The sequence below is a fragment of the Ruminococcus hominis genome (assembly GCF_014287355.1).
Classification (GTDB): Bacteria; Bacillota; Clostridia; order Lachnospirales; family Lachnospiraceae; genus Schaedlerella; species Schaedlerella hominis.
Genome location: NZ_JACOPE010000001.1, coordinates 2,131,532 through 2,149,486, shown reverse-complemented (window position 1 = coordinate 2,149,486; position 17,955 = coordinate 2,131,532). Strand labels below are relative to the sequence as shown.

The following is a 17,955-nucleotide window of genomic DNA, read 5'->3' as shown; positions in this document are numbered from 1 at the left end:
TTATTAGAGTCGGAATAACAAGGAGACAATGTGAGAAAAATTTTACTAGATTTAAATTTTTGAAATCTTGTAGGAGGATTCAAACTATGGCTCTGAATAAAGTTGAAATATGTGGTGTAAATACAGCGAAGCTTCCTCTCCTGTCGGAACAGGAGAAGGAAGCTTTGTTTGTTCGTATTAAACAAGGAGATAAGGACGCTAGAGAAGAATATATAAAGGGAAATCTCAGACTGGTTTTAAGTGTAATCAAGCGATTTTCGTCAAGTAATGAAAATGCTGATGATCTGTTTCAGGTTGGATGCGTGGGACTGATGAAGGCAGTGGATAATTTTGAACCGGATCGCCTGGTGAAATTTTCGACATATGCAGTGCCGATGATCATAGGAGAAGTCAGACGTTATTTGAGAGATAATAATTCAATCAGGGTGAGTCGGTCACTTAGGGATACGGCATACAGAGCAATATATGCAAAAGAGGCATATGTGAAAATGAATATGAAAGAACCGACAGTAGAAGAAATTGCACAGGAGATTGGTATTTCAAAAGAAGATATCGTGTTTGCAATGGATGCAATTCAAAGTCCGATGAGTTTGTATGAGCCGATTTATAGCGATGGAGGTGATACGTTATATGTTATGGATCAGGTGAGCGATAAAAAGAATAAGGAAGAAAACTGGGTAGAAGAATTGTCTTTGGAAGCGGCGATGAATCGGTTGGGAGAAAGAGAACGTCATATTATACAGATGCGGTTTTTTGAAGGAAAAACACAGGTAGAAGTGGCAAAGGAGATTCAAATTTCACAGGCACAAGTAAGCAGATTGGAGAAAAATGCGTTGCTTATAATGAGACAATATTTAACCGGAAAATAAAAGATAGAAAAAAAGTAGAGTTAGATATTGAAATTTTTGAGACTTCATACTATGATAATCGTAGACTACAGGAAAGGGTATGAAGTAACCATGTATAAAGCATGTATATTTGATTTGGATGGAACATTGACAAACACATTAGACTCTCTTGTGTATTCGACAAACGAGACATTAAAAGAGATGAAGCTTCCGCAGATTTCAGAAGAACAGTGTCGACTGTTTGTCGGGAATGGAGCAAGGGTGCAGATGGAAAAAGCACTGGGGAGTTCAGGATCAGAGAACCTTGACAGAATTGAAGAAGCAATGCAGATATATGGACGTATATTTGATGCGAATTGCACATATCATGTAGTACCTTATGAAGGAATCACAGAGATGCTGGAGTCGATGAAGAATCGAGGGTTGAAACTTGCAGTTTTGTCAAATAAGCCACATAAGCAGGCGGTTCATGTTGTGGAGACTATTTTTGGCAAAGAGACATTTCAATGGATTCAAGGGCAGATAGACACAGTTCCGAGAAAACCAGATCCTACGGCTGTACTTCAGATTGCAGAGAAATTAGGAGCAACACCAGAAGAGACACTATATATTGGTGATTCAGAAGTGGATGTAGCTACAGGTAAGAATGCACAGATGCATACCGTAGGAGTGACATGGGGATTTCGTGGCAAAGAGGTTTTAGAAGATGCCGGGGCGGAATTGATTGTAGATTCGCCAGAAGAAATCATGAACATGATAGAGGATTAGGGAGGTTTGAAATATGAACGAATACAGTGAAGAGTGCTTATTAACTTTCTTAGAAAATCAGTCTCAGTTATTTGATGAGCCAGTTGCGGAATCAATGGAAGAGGCAGAAGCTTTTTTAGAAGATTGTATGGCAGTAGTCGTGGATTCGCTCGATGAGGTAAAAGAGTACTTCGAAGAGAACGGAGCAGATGTAGAAACTATGAGCATGGATGAATTAGAAGAGGCTTCGGAAGTATTTCCATTACCAAACGGTCAGTATTTGATTGTAGAAGGTTAGTATAGTAGAACCATTCAGACTAAGTTTAGAAATATTTTATATGAAAAAAATGAATAGAAAGAACCGCAAAAAAGCTGCAGCCTAATGGACTGCGGCTTTTTCAATGGCTTCATTAATTGCATCCAGGAGGATTTGTGAGGTATATGGTGTTTCAGATGAAAGAGTAATATTGTCGGTTGACTGGGTTTTACAAACCTGATCTGCTATATTTTCAATAGCCGGTTGCAGCAGAGGAAACATGGCGGCTGTACTTTCATCCAGATTTGACAGTCGGATTGCTTTAATCTGTGATTCATCTACAGTTACTTCTACTTCCAGATTCGTATTATTTAAAGTGAGGGAAGATGTATAAATTCCGGGAGTATAGAGCCTGGCTGAGGCTGTAGGTGTAGACGAGTGTCCAAAGCGAAACATGATGACCAGTAAAATGATTAAAAGTATTCCTAAGGCTGCAAAGATAAGTGTATATACGATTTCTTTCATGTGAAGAACTACGATTTTAGTTTTAGACCCCATGTAAAATAAACCTCCAATGCATTTTTTATCATTGTATGAAAGAAAAGAAGAAAATATGTTAGTGCCTTATGAAGCATAAAAAGGTAATATTGAAAGATGCAGATGACAAGTCAGAGGTTTTCGGATAGAATAGGGATGTGAAAGAATAGAACGAAAGGTGAGTTAATAGAATGTTTATTATAGTAGGATTAGGTAATCCATCAAAAGAATATGAAGGAACAAGACATAATGCAGGATTTGAGGTTATAGACCGAATTGCTGATAAATATAATATTTCCGTAGATACAAAAAAACACCGTGCACTGATTGGAAAAGGAATCATAGGGGGTCAGAAAGTAATCCTTGCGAAACCACAGACTTTTATGAATCTTAGTGGTGAGAGTGTGAGAAGTTTGTTGGATTACTATAAGGTAGATGAAGAACAGGAATTCATCGTGATTTACGATGATATCAGTCTGGATAACGGACAGATCCGTATTCGTGCCAAAGGAAGTGCAGGAGGACATAACGGGATTAAGAATATTATAGCACATCTTGGTGGACAGGTATTTCCAAGAGTAAAAGTCGGAGTTGGAGAAAAACCATCAAAATATGATCTGGCAGATTATGTGCTTGGACATTTTTCAAAAGAAGAGCAGGTGCTTATGGATGAAGGCTATGCTCATGCAGTACATGCAGTTGAGATGATTCTGGAAGGCGATATTTCTGCTGCAATGAATGAATATAATCGGAAAAAGAAGGAAGAGTAAACGTGAATGCATTGTTGTCACCGCTAAAGGAACTGGCGGATTATGAAGAAATTATAAAAAATAGAAATAGAGAATCCGGTACTATACAGATTACGGGATGTGTAAATTCTCAGAAAACACATTTGATGTATGCGCTCAGTAAAGGCGTGAAATATAATCTTGTTGTATTTTCAAATGAGGAAAAAGCTAAACAGGCGTATGAAGAATATAAATTTCTTGATGAAAACACATATTATTATCCGGCCCGTGATTTGTTGTTTTATCATGCAGACATCAAAGGAAAATATTTGCAGAGCCAGCGAATGGAAGTTATCAGGGCAATACTGGAATGTGACAAGAGTGCATCAATTACTGTAATCACAACGATGGATGCATTTCTTGATGGGGTGATCGGGCCAAAAGAGATAGAAACACAAAAACTTACATTGTTATCCGGGGATGTTCTTGAGTTTGGTAAGGTGCAGGAACAACTTGTGAAAATGGGATATGAGAGGGAAACGCAGATTGAAAGTCCGGGGCAGTTTGCTGTCCGTGGCGGAATTTTGGATGTATTTCCATTGACAGATGAATTGCCGGTAAGAATTGAACTGTGGGGAGATGAGATTGACTCTATTCGGACATTTGATGCAGAAAGTCAGCGCTCAATTGAAAATTTAGAAAAGGTAACGATTTATCCGACAGGAGAATTGATAACGGATGAGACAAAAAGCGTTTCTTTTTTGGAGTATTTTAACAGAAAAGAAAGTCTGTTGTTATTAGATGAGCCAATCCGGCTTCTGGAACAGGCAAAAGAGATAGAATCAGAATATCAAAAAAGCAGAGAAAACCGACAAGAAGCAGGTATGGAGGAGTCTGCGGACGAACTTTTGGTATTTGCGGTAGAAGAGATAATTGAGAAGATGAATCAGTATTCATCGGTTGCATTTACTACGTTAGAATCAAAGTGTGGCACATTTCATGTGAGACGGACATATTCGCTCCAGACAAAAGGGGTCAATCCATATAATAACAGTTTTGAAATGCTGACACTTGATCTAAAACGATTAAAACGAAATGGCTACAGAGTGATTTTGTTATCAGGCTCAAGAACGAGAGCACGAAGACTGGCAGAAGATCTTCGGGATTATGAGCTGAGCAGTTATTACAGTGAAACATTGGAAAAAGAGGTACAGCCGGGCGAGATACTTGTGACTTACGGACATGTAACGGAAGGATATGAATATCCGATGTTAAAGTTTGTGGTTATTGCAGAAAGTGATATTTTTGGCAGAAAAAAGAAAAAGCGCAAGAAAAGACATAGTTATGAAGGACAGAAAATTCGGGATTTTACAGAATTAAAAGTGGGTGATTATGTTGTTCATGAAAATCATGGCCTTGGTGTATATGAGGGAATCGAGAAGATACAAGTTGATAAAGTAACGAAGGACTATATGAAGATTCGCTATGCGGGAGACAGTGCACTGTATATTCTTGCAACGCAGCTGGATATGATTCAGAAGTACGCAGGTGCAGATGCAAAAAAACCTAAATTAAATAAACTCGGAACAGCGCAGTGGCAGAAAACCAAAAGCCAGGTTCGAAGTGCAGTGAAGCTGGTAGCAAAAGATCTGGTGGAATTGTATGCAGCACGTCAGCAGGCAGATGGATATGTCTACGAACCAGATACGGTATGGCAGAAAGAATTTGAAGAAATGTTTCCATTTGAAGAAACTGAAGACCAGCTGCAGGCGATAGAAGATACGAAACATGATATGGAGAGCCATAAAATCATGGACAGGTTGATCTGTGGGGATGTCGGATTTGGCAAAACAGAGATTGCTATACGCGCGGCATTCAAAGCAGTCCAGGAAGGAAAACAGGTGGTATATCTTGTGCCTACAACAATACTGGCACAGCAACATTATAATAATTTTGTACAGCGTATGAAAGAATTTCCGGTACGTGTTGATCTATTGTGCAGGTTTAGAACCAGTACAGAACAGAAAAAAACAATAGAGGATCTGAAAAAAGGGCTGGTAGATATTGTAATTGGAACACATCGTGTGTTGTCAAAGGATGTACAATATAAAGATTTGGGGCTTTTGATCATTGACGAAGAACAGCGTTTTGGAGTGACACATAAAGAAAAAATAAAAAAATTGCGTGAAAATATTGATGTATTGACGCTGACAGCAACACCGATCCCGAGGACACTTCATATGAGTTTGATCGGAATACGTGATATGAGCGTGCTAGAAGAGGCTCCGATGGATCGTATGCCGATTCAGACTTATGTAATGGAATATAATGATGAGATGGTAAGAGAAGCCATCGAACGCGAGCTTGCCAGAAATGGACAAGTATATTATGTATATAATCGTGTCAGTGATATTGCGGATGTGGCAGATAAGGTACAAAAATTGGTTCCGGATGCGAATGTAATGTTTGCACATGGGCAAATGAATGAACGTCAATTAGAAGATATTATGTATGACTTTATCAATGGTGAGATTGATGTGTTGATTTCAACAACGATCATAGAGACCGGTCTGGATATTTCAAATGCGAATACCATGATCATCCATGATGCTGACCGGCTTGGACTATCTCAGTTGTATCAGCTGAGAGGAAGAGTTGGAAGATCCAATCGAATGGCATATGCATTTTTGTTATATAGAAGAGATAAATTGTTAAAAGAAGTGGCAGAAAAGCGATTGGCAGCAATCCGGGAATTTACAGAACTTGGTTCAGGATTTAAGATTGCAATGCGTGATCTTGAAATCCGTGGTGCAGGAAACCTGCTTGGTGCAGAGCAGCATGGACATATGGAAGCGGTTGGCTATGATTTATATTGCAAGATGCTTAATGAAGCGGTTAAGCAGGAAAAAGGTGAGATGGACGAAGATATTTTCAATACAACGATAGATCTGAATGTGGATGCCTATATTCCGGATAGTTATATTTCAAATGAATTTCAGAAGCTGGATATTTACAAACGAATCGCAAGTATTGAAAATGAAGAAGAAATGGATGATATGCTTGAAGAGCTGATTGACCGTTTTGGAGATGTTCCGAGAAAGGTGCAGCAGCTATTGCATATTGCGCTGCTTAAAGCACTCGCACATTCTGTTTATGTGACAGCAGTAGAACAGAAAACTGATACAATTAAGATTGTAATGTATGAAAAAGCAAAGGTGGATCCAAAGAAGATACCGGGCTTGTTGAAAATGTATCATGGAAATTTGGTGTTAAAGGCAGAGACAACGCCATATTTTCTCTATCAGAAAAAGGGAAAGAATAAAAAGGAAAAAAGCGAAGATGTTCTTGAACTTGTGAAAAAGCTGTTAAATGATATAAAAACCTTGTTAGAAATATAAAAACAGATTATAATGATTGAAGTTGACCGGCTCAGTTTGAGCGTGGCGGAAGAGAAGAAAGCTTCTTTTTAGGATGCGGAGAAAATGAAGGGAGAACGGACAAAAAATATGAATCAGTGGAAAAAAAGAGTGACTGCTCTGGGACTGGCAGGTATGTTAGCTGTTACTGGTCTGACAGGATGCGGCTCTATGAATAATGATGACGTTGTTGCAACAGTAGGAGAAAGCGAAATAAAATTAGGTGTGGCAAATTTCTATGCGAGAATGCAGCAGGCACAGTATGAAACTTATTACGCAGGTATGATGGGAACGACAGGTGAAGAACTGTGGGCAAAGGAAACAGATGGTAAGACATATGAGCAGTCAGTTAAAAGTGATATGATTAAGTCATTGGAGAATATATATATTTTGGAGCAGCATGCTTCAGAGTATGAGGTGGTACTTAGCGAGGATGAAAAGAAAGCAATCGATAAGGCGGCAGAGGAATTTGATGAGAATAATGCACTTGAAGACAAAGAGGCAGTCTCAGGGTATAATAAGTATGTCAAGAAAGTTCTGGAGCTTTTAACAATTCAGAGTAAGATGGAAGATGCGATGACAGCGGATGTGGATACAGAGGTGTCAGATGATGAGGCAGCTCAGAAAGCTATGAAATATGTATTTTATAGTTATACAAAGGATGAGAACGATTCGACATCAACAATGAGTGAGACAGAAAAGACAGAAGTGAAGAAAAAGGCAACAGATTTTGCGGAAAAATTGAAGAATAGTGATACAAAGGATATTGATGCCGTAGCGAATGAAGCTGGCATGGAAGTACAGACTGCTACATTTGATTCAGAATCTACTTCTCCGAATGCAGATTTAGTGAAGGCAGCAGATGCTCTTACAGTAGAAGGCGACGTAACAGATGCGATTGAGACGGATTCTGGTATATATGTTGCAAAAGTGACAAGCTTTCTGGATCGTACTGCAACAGACGCAAAGAAGCAGTCAATTGTAGAAGAGAGAAAGAAGGATCAATATGATGATCTTTTGAAAAAATGGAGAAAGAAAACAGATATTAATCTGAATAAACGTGTATGGAAGAAAGTGGATTTCCAGAAACAGGGTGTGACAGTAAAAGATACATCAGGTAATACAGAAGAGAGTGCAGAGTAAATGAAACATAAAAAGAGGATGAAAGCAAAAAATACTTTCATCCTCTTTTTATGTTTAAATCAGGCAAAGAAGATAAATGCTTGTGCAAAATGTAACTTGCTTGATTTAAGATATTAAATGTATTCCAGTCTTTCAAAATATTGCATAAGGATATCGGCACAGTGATCAACACCTAATTCACTTGTGTCAAGAATCATGTGGTAGTCATTGACATCGCCCCATGTTTTACCGGTATGTTCATAATAATAGGCGGCACGCTGTTCGTCTGTCTTTTCGACCCTTTCTTTGGCAGCATCATAAGAAAGATTCTCTAGTTTCATGATTCGATGGATACGATCCTCTTTTGCAGCGCAAACATAAATGTTTAAAACATTCATGCGGTCTTTTAAGATATCGGAGGCACATCGACCAAGTATAATACAAGGTTTCTCAGCAAGCTTACGAATTGCATCAGCCTCTGTTTCATATTCATGTTCTCCTAATTTCTGCTCAATATATGCTTTGTCATATACCGGAATATCCAGGCGCTTTGACAGTTCATTTGCAATGACGCTTGCACCGGTTCCGAAACGTCGACTCATTGTAATCACTAATTTCATAATGCATTCCTCCTTTGTATTTTTCCATTATAACACTTATTTGCAAAGGATTCACTAAAAACAAAGTGAAAAAATGATGAAAAATAAAGCGTATGCGTGTATACAATTTAATTCGAAAATATTTTTATACACCATTGCAAGAATGAAAGGGATGATGTTATAATTCATAGTAGCGTCGTGTGCGTAAAAGAATATAAGTAGGTGACGAAGTTGAAAAATAAAATAAAAAGACTTTCAAAAGGGGATTTTCATGTCCCGCAGCCTGACATTATTTTCCCAGAAACAAGGATTATTATGCGTGTCGGAGAAGGCGAAATATATAAAGGCAGTTTTTCATTACAGAACCAGGGAGAGGGGACAATCCGAGGATTGGTATACCCGTCTTCTTTTCGTGTACATTGTGAGGAACAGGGATTTGATGGGAATCCTGTAAATATATCCTATACATATGATGGGACCGGATTGGTGCCGGGGCATGTCGAACATGGAAAGTTCACTATCGTATGTAATGGCGGAGAATATGATATTGCTTTTACAGCAGTAATTGAGAAGCCGTTTGTGATGACTTCTTATGGAAAAGTTCAGAGCTTAGAAGATTTTAAAAAATTAACTTATCGTGATCCGGCAGAAGCGGAAAAATTATTCCGTTCCAGAGATTTTTATGAAATTTTAAAATACGAAGATAAAAGAATCCAGGCACTTTATGACAATATGCGTAAGTGGGAACTGGATCAACAGGCATTGGAAGAATTTTTAGTTGGCTGTAAACAAAAAGAAAAAATTTATCTGACACTGGAAGAAGAGAGTCGAGCTTTTACCTCTATGAAAGAGGCAAGAAAAGAAAAGTTTACATTGAAAAAGAACACTTGGGGACATTTGGATATTGATGTCCATACAGAGGGTGACTTTTTATATGTAGAACATACAAAGATATCGACAGAAGAATTTTTAGGAAATTCCTATAGAGTAGAGTATTTTATTAGTGCAGAACGTTTACATAAAGGCAGTAACTTTGGCAAGATTATTCTTGAAACGCCATATGAAACATTGTCATATGAAATCATTGTTGAAAAAGATATATGCAGAGATGAAGAGAAGAGAGATGAGACAAGAGAGTATTTGAGTATTCTGAAAGATTATCTTGTATATGAATCAGGCAAGAAAGAACTGGAAGAATGGACGGAGGATTCTATCCATAAGGCAGAGCGTCTGCGTAAGATGGATGAGAATAATGAATGGTATCTGCTTTTACAGGCACATATTTGTATTATCGGTGGAAAGAAGGAGCAGGCAAGAACGCTGCTTGAATCATACAATTATAACCGATTTGCAATTGGTAAGAATGTGGAACTTAGCTCGTATTATTTATATTTGACTACATTTTTAAGCAATGACACGATCGGACAGAGAAGAGTAGCGGAAGAGCTTGCAAAATCATATATGAAGCATCCAGACAGCTGGCGCATTTTATGTATGCTGATCAATGTAGATTCTGAATATAAAATCCTCAGTGAGAAGCTTCGTATTTTAGAAAAATTATTTAATACAGAAAAGACAAACAGCCTTATATTTTATCTGGAGGTATTTCGTTGTTATCGTGAAAAGAGTACAAGCTTGAAAAAATTAGGCATGTTTGAAATCCGAGTGCTTTTATTTGCGGCAAAATACGGATTGATGACAAAGGAGCTTGCACTTTATACAGCCAATCTGGCAAGTCAGTCGAAAGCATATGATAAACATTTGTTCCAGACATTGGTGCTGTGCTATAAAGCATATCCGGAAAGTATGATACTGACTTCTATCTGTACCCTTTTGATAAAAGGAAACTGTGTAGGAAAAGAGTATTTTGAGTGGTATGAAAAGGCTGTTGAAGAGGAATTGAAAATCGCACAGCTTTACGAATTTTATATGGAATCAGTGGATGTAGATATGTTTCAGAAGCCATTACCACGATCTGTATATTTGTATTTTTTGCATGGCAATATGCTTGATTACAATAAATGTGCATTTTTGTATGCCAATGTTATTAACTATGAAGATGAGGGCAGTGAAATTTATGCACATTATCGTGAAGAGATGGAATCATTTGCATGGAGACAATTGGAACGCAGACATATTAATGCACATTTAAGAACAATATATAAAAGATTTATTTCAGAAAAAGAACTGAATCCGGAACGTGTGAAGGCATTATATGATATTTGCTATTCTTATGAGGTGAAAACGAAGGTACATAACATAAAATTTATTTATGTCATTGCAGAAGATGGGAAGATTACACAGAGAGTACCATATTCAGAGCAGGGCACATTAATCTGTCTGTATGCAAAATCAGACCGCCTTGTGTGGGAAAACAAAGATGGAAGACATTATACAGATTCTATTCCATATGATAGCAAGCGTATGTTCTATGAACTTCGTTACATGGATGTTTGTAAGCGCTATTTGAATAGTTTGAAAATAAATCAGGAAGAAGAAGCTGTCCCTGAACTGACTTTAGAAATCGTACAGAAAAATGGCGTGGAAAAATACGAAGACAGTGAGATGCTGGCACTTAGCAGTAAAACAATCCGTGAAAATAATTATGCATGCGATGATTTCCTTACATATGTATGTTTCAGACTGTTTAAAAGAGGACAGTATGATAAAGTAATCCTGACATATCTGGCAAATTATTATTGTGGAGCTACGATCGAGATGAAAGAACTCTGGAGAGAAGCAAAGGAATATGAGGTGCATACTCACAAGCTCGGAGAACGAATCCTGACACAGATGCTTTTTTCAGAATCTTTATTTGGCGAGGCTGCCATTTTTGAGGAATATTATGCAGAAGGTGCATATATTGGACTGCAGCAGGCTTATCTGGCATATATGTCGAGAGCGTATGTAGTAGAAAATAGAAAAATCAGTAAGAGTGTGATTGATATTATCTGCAAAGAATTTGAAAAAGGTGAAGAGACAATCGATATCTGTAAGATTGCGGTGCTGAAATATTATGCACAGAAAGAATATGATTCTTCAATGAGAAAAACATTGAAAAAGTTTATGCAGGATTTATGTGGAAAACAGATATATTTCCCATTCTTTATGAATTATGAGAAAGAATGGCTGATTGAACAGCAGCTGTGGGATAAGACATTAATTGAATACAAAGGGCAGAAGGGTAGCAGAGTCATGCTGTATTATCAGTTGCAGAAAGGTGATTCTGAAAATGTGGATTATTCAACAGAAGTATTGACACCAATGTATGAAAATTTATATGTTAAAAAATTTGTCCTGTTTGCCAATGAAAAATTAAAATATTATTTTAAAGAAATAATAGATGGTAATGTATATCGAAGCGAAAAAGCAGAGTGTACAAAAAAAGTGGAGCAAGGCGAACGGGGACGTTATGGAAGAATCAATGATATTCTGCTTTTAGATGGAGAAGAACAAGAAGCAAAGATGAAAGAGTATGAGATAGAAGATGCTGTCGCTGCTCATATATTCGGAGAAAATTAAGGAGGCTTATCTGCATGATGCAGGGAAATATAATAGGATACGAAATAAATGAAAAAACCTGCCAGATCAGTTTCTATAATGATCAGCAGTTGGAACCGGAGACATTGGAGTCAGAATCTGATAATTATCAGATTCCGCTGATCATTGGAAAACTTAGAGATACCTGGGCTTATGGAAAAGAGGCTAAAAGACTGGTGTCAATCAGTGAAGGGTTTACTGTGACAAGGCTGCTGGAGAGAAGTCTGGACGGAGAAAAGGTTGAATTTGGAGAAGATACGTATGATGCAGTATGGCTCTTATCAAAGTTCATTCAGATGTCTTTGCAGGCATTCCCTAAAATTGATGGGATTGTCTTTACAGTGCCGGAGTTGACAGAAGAACTGGCAAAGCTATTAAGAGGAATTGCTGTCCGTATGAATATTGATAAACAGCATATTTTTATTCAGGATTATAAAGAAAGTTTTTGTAATTACCTGTTTTATCAGCCAAAAGAATTATGGCAGTATGAAGCAGCACTGTTTTGCTGTGATCGCAATGAAATAAAGGCATATATGCTTAGAAGATTAAAACCGGGACTTGGCGGTGGGAAAACTACATTTGTGACTGTTGACGAGGTCGCAAGCGCACATATGAAAGAATTGGCAGCAGTATATCCGGTTTTAAACGAAGACAAGGCCAGAGAAGCAGATTCTATGTTCTGTAAGTTCATAGAAGGGGTATTTGATAAGAGAATTGTCTCATCTGTGTTTTTGACAGGTGAAGGCTTTGAGAACAACTGGTATCCGAATGCTTTGCGTCTGCTTTGTAATGGACGAAGAGCTTTCATAGGCAATAATCTATATAGTAAAGGTGCTTGCTTTACCTCTTATAGAAAGATGTATATGCAGGTAGAAGATCCGGTTTATTTGTCGGATGGCAAGCTGACAGATCAGATTACACTTAATCTCAGGGTGAATGGTCAGGAGATGTGGTATCCAATCGTATCCTGGGGAGCACAGTGGTACGAGTCAAATAATCAGTGGGAAGTTTTATTGGAAAAGGTAGAGGATATCGAATTGCATATTGAGTCACTTGTTCAAGGAACAGTACGAACAGAAGTAATCCCGATGGATAAATTTCCGAGACGCTCTGAGTATGCGATGCGCCTGATGATTGAAACACTGTTTATGGATGAAAAGACATGTAAGATCATTGTGCGTGATATGGGATTCGGAGAATTTTATCCGGCGACAGATTTTCAGAAAGAGAAGATTATTCATTTAGGAGGCAATGATGGGAAATTTAGTTCTATGTCATGAGCAGCATGCAGCACATCCTTATGAGATTTCCAGGATTCACTGCAAAATATATACAATAGAAGAACTGTGCTATTATCTGTGTAATAATCTTTATCTGATCGATTACACCATTATGAATGAGCAATTGTGTAACTGGCTGGACGAAGAATTAGGACTTTCTGCTTTGTCAGAGCAATTGCGAGAGATGATGCAGATGCATGGTTCAGTAGAAAAATTTGTACTGACGATATTAAAGGAATCAAAGATTTACCGTGAAGCACAGATGATACGAATTCAAAATGTTCTGGAACGTCTGAAAAACCAGAAAGACATTGAGCGCCAGAAATTCAAAGGAGATAATCTGCTGGAAAGCGGAGAAATTGAAGAGGCAATCCTTGTTTATCAGGAAATATTAAATGAAGAGCGTGACGAAAGTGTAGAGGATAAGTTTTATGGACAAATCTATGCAGGATTGGGTGCAGCATACGGAAAATTATTCTTATATCAGGAAGCTGCCAAAATGTATGATCATGCGTATAAAATTTGTGAAGATAAAAAATATTTAAAACCATATCTTTATGCATCTTACAAATATATGTCAATGGAAGAATATCATATTTTACTTACAAAACACGCGGATTATGTGGAAGTGAATGCACAGATGCGCCAAGAAGTAGAAGATGTAAAAGCAAAATCATTGTCAGAGAATAACGAAATACAAATTGATGAGTGGAAACGCAAATATCGTAGGAGCAATATATAAGTTATGTGCAGTCAATAATTGACAAGTATCTTAAAATGTGTTACACTGCCTAAGTAATTTAGTGTGGTAAAGCGGTCAACTGATAAAAGAATAACGCAAACCACCGACGCAGGAGGGTGATACAATGAAAAAGAAATTGGCAGTAGTATTGATTGCAGCGTTGACAGTATCAACAATGGCAGTGGGATGCGGAAGCAGTAAAGATTCTTCATCTACAGATACAAAAGAGACAAAAACAGAAAGCACGAAGGATTCAGTATCAAATGGAGGCAATACTTTTACAGTAGGATTTGATGCAGAATATCCACCATATGGATACATGGATGATGACGGAGAATATACAGGTTTTGACTTGGAACTTGCACAGGCAGTATGTGATCTGGAAGGCTGGACACTTGTAAAAAAACCAATCAACTGGGATTCAAAAGATATGGAATTAAATTCTGGTTCTATTGATTGCATCTGGAATGGATTTACAATGAATGGAAGAGAAGATGATTACACATTCTCTACACCATATGTTGATAACAGCCAGGTAATCGTAGTTGCTGAAAATTCAGGAATTGAAAAACTTTCAGATCTTGCAGGAAAGACAGTAGGTGTGCAGGCAGCTTCCGCAGCACTTGATCTTCTGAACAGCGAAGAAGAGGGTGGACAGAAAGCACTGGCAGATACATTCGGTTCTCTTAACGAGTTTGCTGATTACAATACAGCATTTACAGAGCTTCAGGCAGGAGCACTGGATGCACTTGCAATTGATATCGGTGTTGCAAAATATCAGATTAATTCCAGAGGAGACGGATATAAAATCCTGGATGAAACTTTGAATACAGAGCAGTATGCGATTGGATTCAAAAAAGGAAATACAGAGCTTTGCGACAAAGTGAATGCAGATTTAGAGAAACTGGCAGAAGATGGTACAGTTGAAAAACTGGCAGAGAAATATGAAATTGCCGATATGGTAACATTAAAATAATAAGACAAGATGAATGGTGCAGGATGACTATACCCCCCTGAAGAGATTCAGAGGGGCATAGTTTCGTTAGCATATAAATGTAAAAAGCAATGGGGAAGTTTTTTTACATGAGAGGAGGCAAAATGAGTTTTGAAGTAATGCTGCGTCAGCTTGGCGCAGGGTTTGGACAGACATTTTTAATATTTATTTTAACATTAGTATTTTCGTTGCCGCTTGGAATGGTTGTATATTTCGGTAGGGTAAGCAAATTTAAACCGGTTAGCTGGCTGGTTAAAGTATACATTTCTATTATGAGGGGAACACCGTTGATGCTTCAGCTTTTGGTATGGTATTTCGGACCATATTATTTGTGGGGAATGAACATAGGTGGATACAAATTGACGGCAATCTTATTGGGCTGTTCTTTAAATTATGCAGCATATTTTGCAGAAATTTATCGTTCGGGAATTGAATCAATCCCGAAAGGACAGTATGAGGCAGCAACTTTATTGGGATATTCTAAACAGCAGACATTCTGCAAAATTGTATTGCCACAGGTTGTGAAAATCGTGTTGCCATCAGTGACAAATGAAGTTATAACACTGGTAAAAGATACATCGCTTGTATACTCATTGTCTTATATTGAAATGTTTGCGGTAGCAAAGCAGATTGCGGCGGCTCAGACAACGGTTATGCCGTTCTTTATAGCAGGTGTTTTTTACTATATATTTAACTATGCGGTTGCAGGTGTGATGGAGCTGCTTGAAAAGAAATTGAATTACTATCGATAGGAGACGGCAGTATGAAGCTTTTAGAAATGAATCATATAAAAAAGGATTTCGACGGAGTTCAGGTTATTAAAGATATATCCTTATCCGTTGAACAAGGAGAAATACTTGCTATTATTGGACCATCCGGTTCTGGAAAATCAACATTACTCCGCTGCGCGACAATGTTAGAGACAATAAGCGATGGTGAAATTCTGTATCTGGGAAAAAAGGCGGCCTGGATAGAAAATGGAAAACCAGTATTTCCAAAGAAAGAAGAAAGAAAAGAGATACAGTCCTGCTTTGGACTGGTATTCCAGAATTTTAATTTATTTCCACATTTTTCTGTAATGAAAAATATAACAGATGCGCCGATTAAAGTACAGAAAAGAAAGAAAGAGGAAGTATATAAGGAAGCAAAAGAGCTGCTAAAAAAGATGGGACTGGAGGATAAAGCAGATGCATATCCATATCAGTTATCCGGTGGACAGCAGCAGCGTGTGTCGATCGCAAGAGCTCTGGCAATGAAACCGAAGATGTTATTTTTTGATGAACCGACATCGGCATTGGATCCGGAACTTACCGGTGAAATTTTGAAAGTTATCAAAAGTCTGGCGTCAGAGCATATGACTATGGTTATTGTTACACATGAAATGAATTTTGCACGGAAAGTTGCAGATAAGATTATTTTTATGGATAAAGGTGTAATTGCAGAGGAAGGAACTCCGGAAGAAGTCTTTGCCTCAGATAATGCCAGAATGAAAGAATTTTTGGGGAAACTGGCAGAAGAATAGCATAGGCCTGACAGAAAAAGTGAAAAATTAACCAATATTATTAGGAAGACTTATATATAAAATTTGAAATAAATAATGACTGCGAAGACGGACAAGGCGGGTAGAAATGTTGATTTTCAACCTGCCTTGTATTATAATCATCGTGCAGGTTATTCGGCAAAAACAGGATAAAAATAGATGAAGGAGTTTCATTCATGAGCGAATTTGAAGAAGTAACAACAGGATTGGGTGAAGAGTGTGGTGTCTTTGGTGCTTACGATATGGATGGCGGCGATGTCGCTTCTACAGTTTATTATGGACTATTTGCATTGCAGCATCGTGGACAGGAAAGCTGTGGAATCGCAGTGACAGATACATATGGAAAGAGAAAGGTCCTTTCCAAAAAAGGATTGGGACATGTCAATGATGTATTTGACCGTGAGTCTTTGACAGAGCTAAAAGGAAATCTGGGAGTAGGACATGTTCGATACTCTACAGCAGGTGCGACACGCGTCGAGAATGCACAGCCATTGGTTATTAATTATGTAAAAGGAACACTCGCAATAGCACATAATGGTAACTTGACAAATGCAGTTGAACTGAGAAAAGAACTGGAGTACACTGGTGCGATTTTCCAGACGACAATTGATTCGGAAGTAATTGCATACCATATTGCAAGAGAACGTTTGAATACACCTACTGCAGAAATCGCAGTGAGAAATGCAATGAAGAAGATTAAAGGTGCGTATGCACTTGTCATCAGCAGTCCGAGAAAAATGATCGGAGCACGTGATCCTTGGGGATTTAAACCATTGTGCATAGGAAAAAGAGATAATACTTATCTGCTGGCATCTGAAAGTTGTGCAATCGCTGCAGTTGGTGCAGAATTTGTTCGTGATGTAAAACCAGGGGAGATTGTTACTATAACAAAAAATGGTATCTCTTCAGATATGAGCATGGCAATTCCAGAGGAAGAGCAGGCAAGATGTATTTTTGAGTATATTTATTTTGCAAGAACAGATAGTACAATTGACAATGTGAATGTATATCATGCAAGAATCACAGCAGGAAAAGCATTGGCAGAATCATACCCGGTTGAGGCAGACCTTGTAGTAGGTGTTCCGGATTCCGGTCTGGTGGCAGCAAAAGGATATTCTGAAGCATCAGGTATTCCATATGGAATGGCATTTCATAAAAATAGTTATGTAGGCCGTACATTCATTAAACCAACACAGAGTGAAAGAGAGTCCAGTGTTAAGATTAAGCTGAATGTTATAGAAGAAGTAGTAAAAGGAAAAAGAATTGTAATGGTAGATGATTCCATTGTACGTGGAACAACTTGTGCAAATATCATTAAGATGTTAAAAAAGGCCGGAGCAACAGAGGTTCATGTAAGAATCAGTTCACCACCGTTTTTATATCCATGCTATTTTGGAACAGATGTTCCATCTAATGAACAGTTGATCGCACACTCACATACAACAGAGCAAATTCGTGAAATGATCGGAGCAGATTCACTTGGATATATGGAAATTGACAAGCTGAAAGATATGGTTGGAGATTTAAAATATTGTGATGCATGTTTCACAGGAAAATATCCAATCGAGGTTCCGAATGAAGATGTCAGTCATGCATTCGATTGAAG

15 protein-coding genes are annotated in these 17,955 nt (G+C 37.9%); 13 read left to right on the top strand and 2 right to left on the bottom strand.

Annotated elements, in window-relative coordinates:
• Window positions 1–86: 86 nt before the first annotated feature.
• The 3 genes from sigG to H8S40_RS09520 are packed head-to-tail and all read left to right on the top strand — an operon-like array spanning window position 87 to window position 1,893.
• Window positions 87–869, top strand: a complete 783-nt coding sequence (gene sigG / locus H8S40_RS09530) for an RNA polymerase sporulation sigma factor SigG (RefSeq protein WP_186865137.1) — start codon at window positions 87–89, stop codon at window positions 867–869.
• Between the two features lie 51 nt (window positions 870–920).
• Window positions 921–1,616 carry an HAD family hydrolase gene (locus H8S40_RS09525; RefSeq protein WP_022076378.1) on the top strand — a complete coding sequence of 232 codons (696 nt, stop codon included), beginning with the start codon at window positions 921–923 and terminating at the stop codon, window positions 1,614–1,616.
• Between the two features lie 13 nt (window positions 1,617–1,629).
• Entirely contained in the window at window positions 1,630–1,893 is a 264-nt protein-coding gene (locus H8S40_RS09520; RefSeq protein ID WP_022076379.1) for a hypothetical protein, read from the top strand.
• Between the two features lie 81 nt (window positions 1,894–1,974).
• Here H8S40_RS09520 and H8S40_RS09515 read toward each other — a convergent pair whose 3' ends face one another.
• Complete coding sequence (locus H8S40_RS09515) at window positions 1,975–2,409, bottom strand: FMN-binding protein (protein WP_022076380.1); 435 nt, start codon at window positions 2,407–2,409, stop codon at window positions 1,975–1,977.
• A 170-nt stretch (window positions 2,410–2,579) separates the two neighbouring features.
• On the opposite strand from H8S40_RS09515, the gene pth reads away from it, so the two are divergent.
• The 3 genes from pth to H8S40_RS09500 all read left to right on the top strand — a co-directional run bounded on the left by pth (window position 2,580) and on the right by H8S40_RS09500 (window position 7,675).
• The gene (gene pth / locus H8S40_RS09510) at window positions 2,580–3,158 is read left to right on the top strand and encodes an aminoacyl-tRNA hydrolase (RefSeq protein ID WP_022076381.1); all 579 of its coding nucleotides are present in this window, start codon (window positions 2,580–2,582) and stop codon (window positions 3,156–3,158) included.
• A 2-nt stretch (window positions 3,159–3,160) separates the two neighbouring features.
• Window positions 3,161–6,514 (top strand): transcription-repair coupling factor, encoded by a 3,354-nt coding sequence (mfd, locus tag H8S40_RS09505; RefSeq protein WP_186865136.1) that lies wholly within the window; start codon window positions 3,161–3,163, stop codon window positions 6,512–6,514.
• A gap of 84 nt (window positions 6,515–6,598) precedes the next feature.
• Window positions 6,599–7,675, top strand: coding sequence for a peptidylprolyl isomerase (locus tag H8S40_RS09500; RefSeq protein ID WP_243238222.1), 1,077 nt, complete (start codon window positions 6,599–6,601; stop codon window positions 7,673–7,675).
• 113 nt (window positions 7,676–7,788) lie between these two features.
• Here H8S40_RS09500 and H8S40_RS09495 read toward each other — a convergent pair whose 3' ends face one another.
• Entirely contained in the window at window positions 7,789–8,274 is a 486-nt protein-coding gene (locus tag H8S40_RS09495; RefSeq protein ID WP_022076384.1) for a cytidylate kinase-like family protein, read from the bottom strand.
• 210 nt (window positions 8,275–8,484) lie between these two features.
• Here H8S40_RS09495 and H8S40_RS09490 point away from each other — a divergent pair, with 210 nt between their 5' ends.
• The 7 genes from H8S40_RS09490 (at window position 8,485) to purF (ending at window position 17,953) form a co-directional block, all read left to right on the top strand.
• Window positions 8,485–11,775 carry a DUF5717 family protein gene (locus tag H8S40_RS09490; RefSeq protein WP_186865135.1) on the top strand — a complete coding sequence of 1,097 codons (3,291 nt, stop codon included), beginning with the start codon at window positions 8,485–8,487 and terminating at the stop codon, window positions 11,773–11,775.
• 14 nt (window positions 11,776–11,789) lie between these two features.
• The gene (locus tag H8S40_RS09485; RefSeq protein WP_022076386.1) at window positions 11,790–13,073 is read left to right on the top strand and encodes a DUF5716 family protein; all 1,284 of its coding nucleotides are present in this window, start codon (window positions 11,790–11,792) and stop codon (window positions 13,071–13,073) included.
• Window positions 13,048–13,815 carry a hypothetical protein gene (locus tag H8S40_RS09480; protein WP_022076387.1) on the top strand — a complete coding sequence of 256 codons (768 nt, stop codon included), beginning with the start codon at window positions 13,048–13,050 and terminating at the stop codon, window positions 13,813–13,815. Before H8S40_RS09485 ends, H8S40_RS09480 begins: the two co-directional genes overlap by 26 nt.
• Window positions 13,816–13,939: 124 nt before the next feature.
• Window positions 13,940–14,791, top strand: coding sequence for an amino acid ABC transporter substrate-binding protein (locus H8S40_RS09475; protein WP_118723883.1), 852 nt, complete (start codon window positions 13,940–13,942; stop codon window positions 14,789–14,791).
• A gap of 122 nt (window positions 14,792–14,913) precedes the next feature.
• Entirely contained in the window at window positions 14,914–15,561 is a 648-nt protein-coding gene (locus H8S40_RS09470; protein WP_022076389.1) for an amino acid ABC transporter permease, read from the top strand.
• Window positions 15,562–15,572: 11 nt separating this feature from the next.
• A complete protein-coding gene (locus H8S40_RS09465; protein ID WP_117989591.1) occupies window positions 15,573–16,331 on the top strand; it encodes an amino acid ABC transporter ATP-binding protein in 759 nt (252 codons plus the stop codon).
• Between the two features lie 194 nt (window positions 16,332–16,525).
• Window positions 16,526–17,953 carry an amidophosphoribosyltransferase gene (gene purF, locus H8S40_RS09460; RefSeq protein ID WP_186865134.1) on the top strand — a complete coding sequence of 476 codons (1,428 nt, stop codon included), beginning with the start codon at window positions 16,526–16,528 and terminating at the stop codon, window positions 17,951–17,953.
• Window positions 17,954–17,955 lie beyond the last annotated feature (2 nt).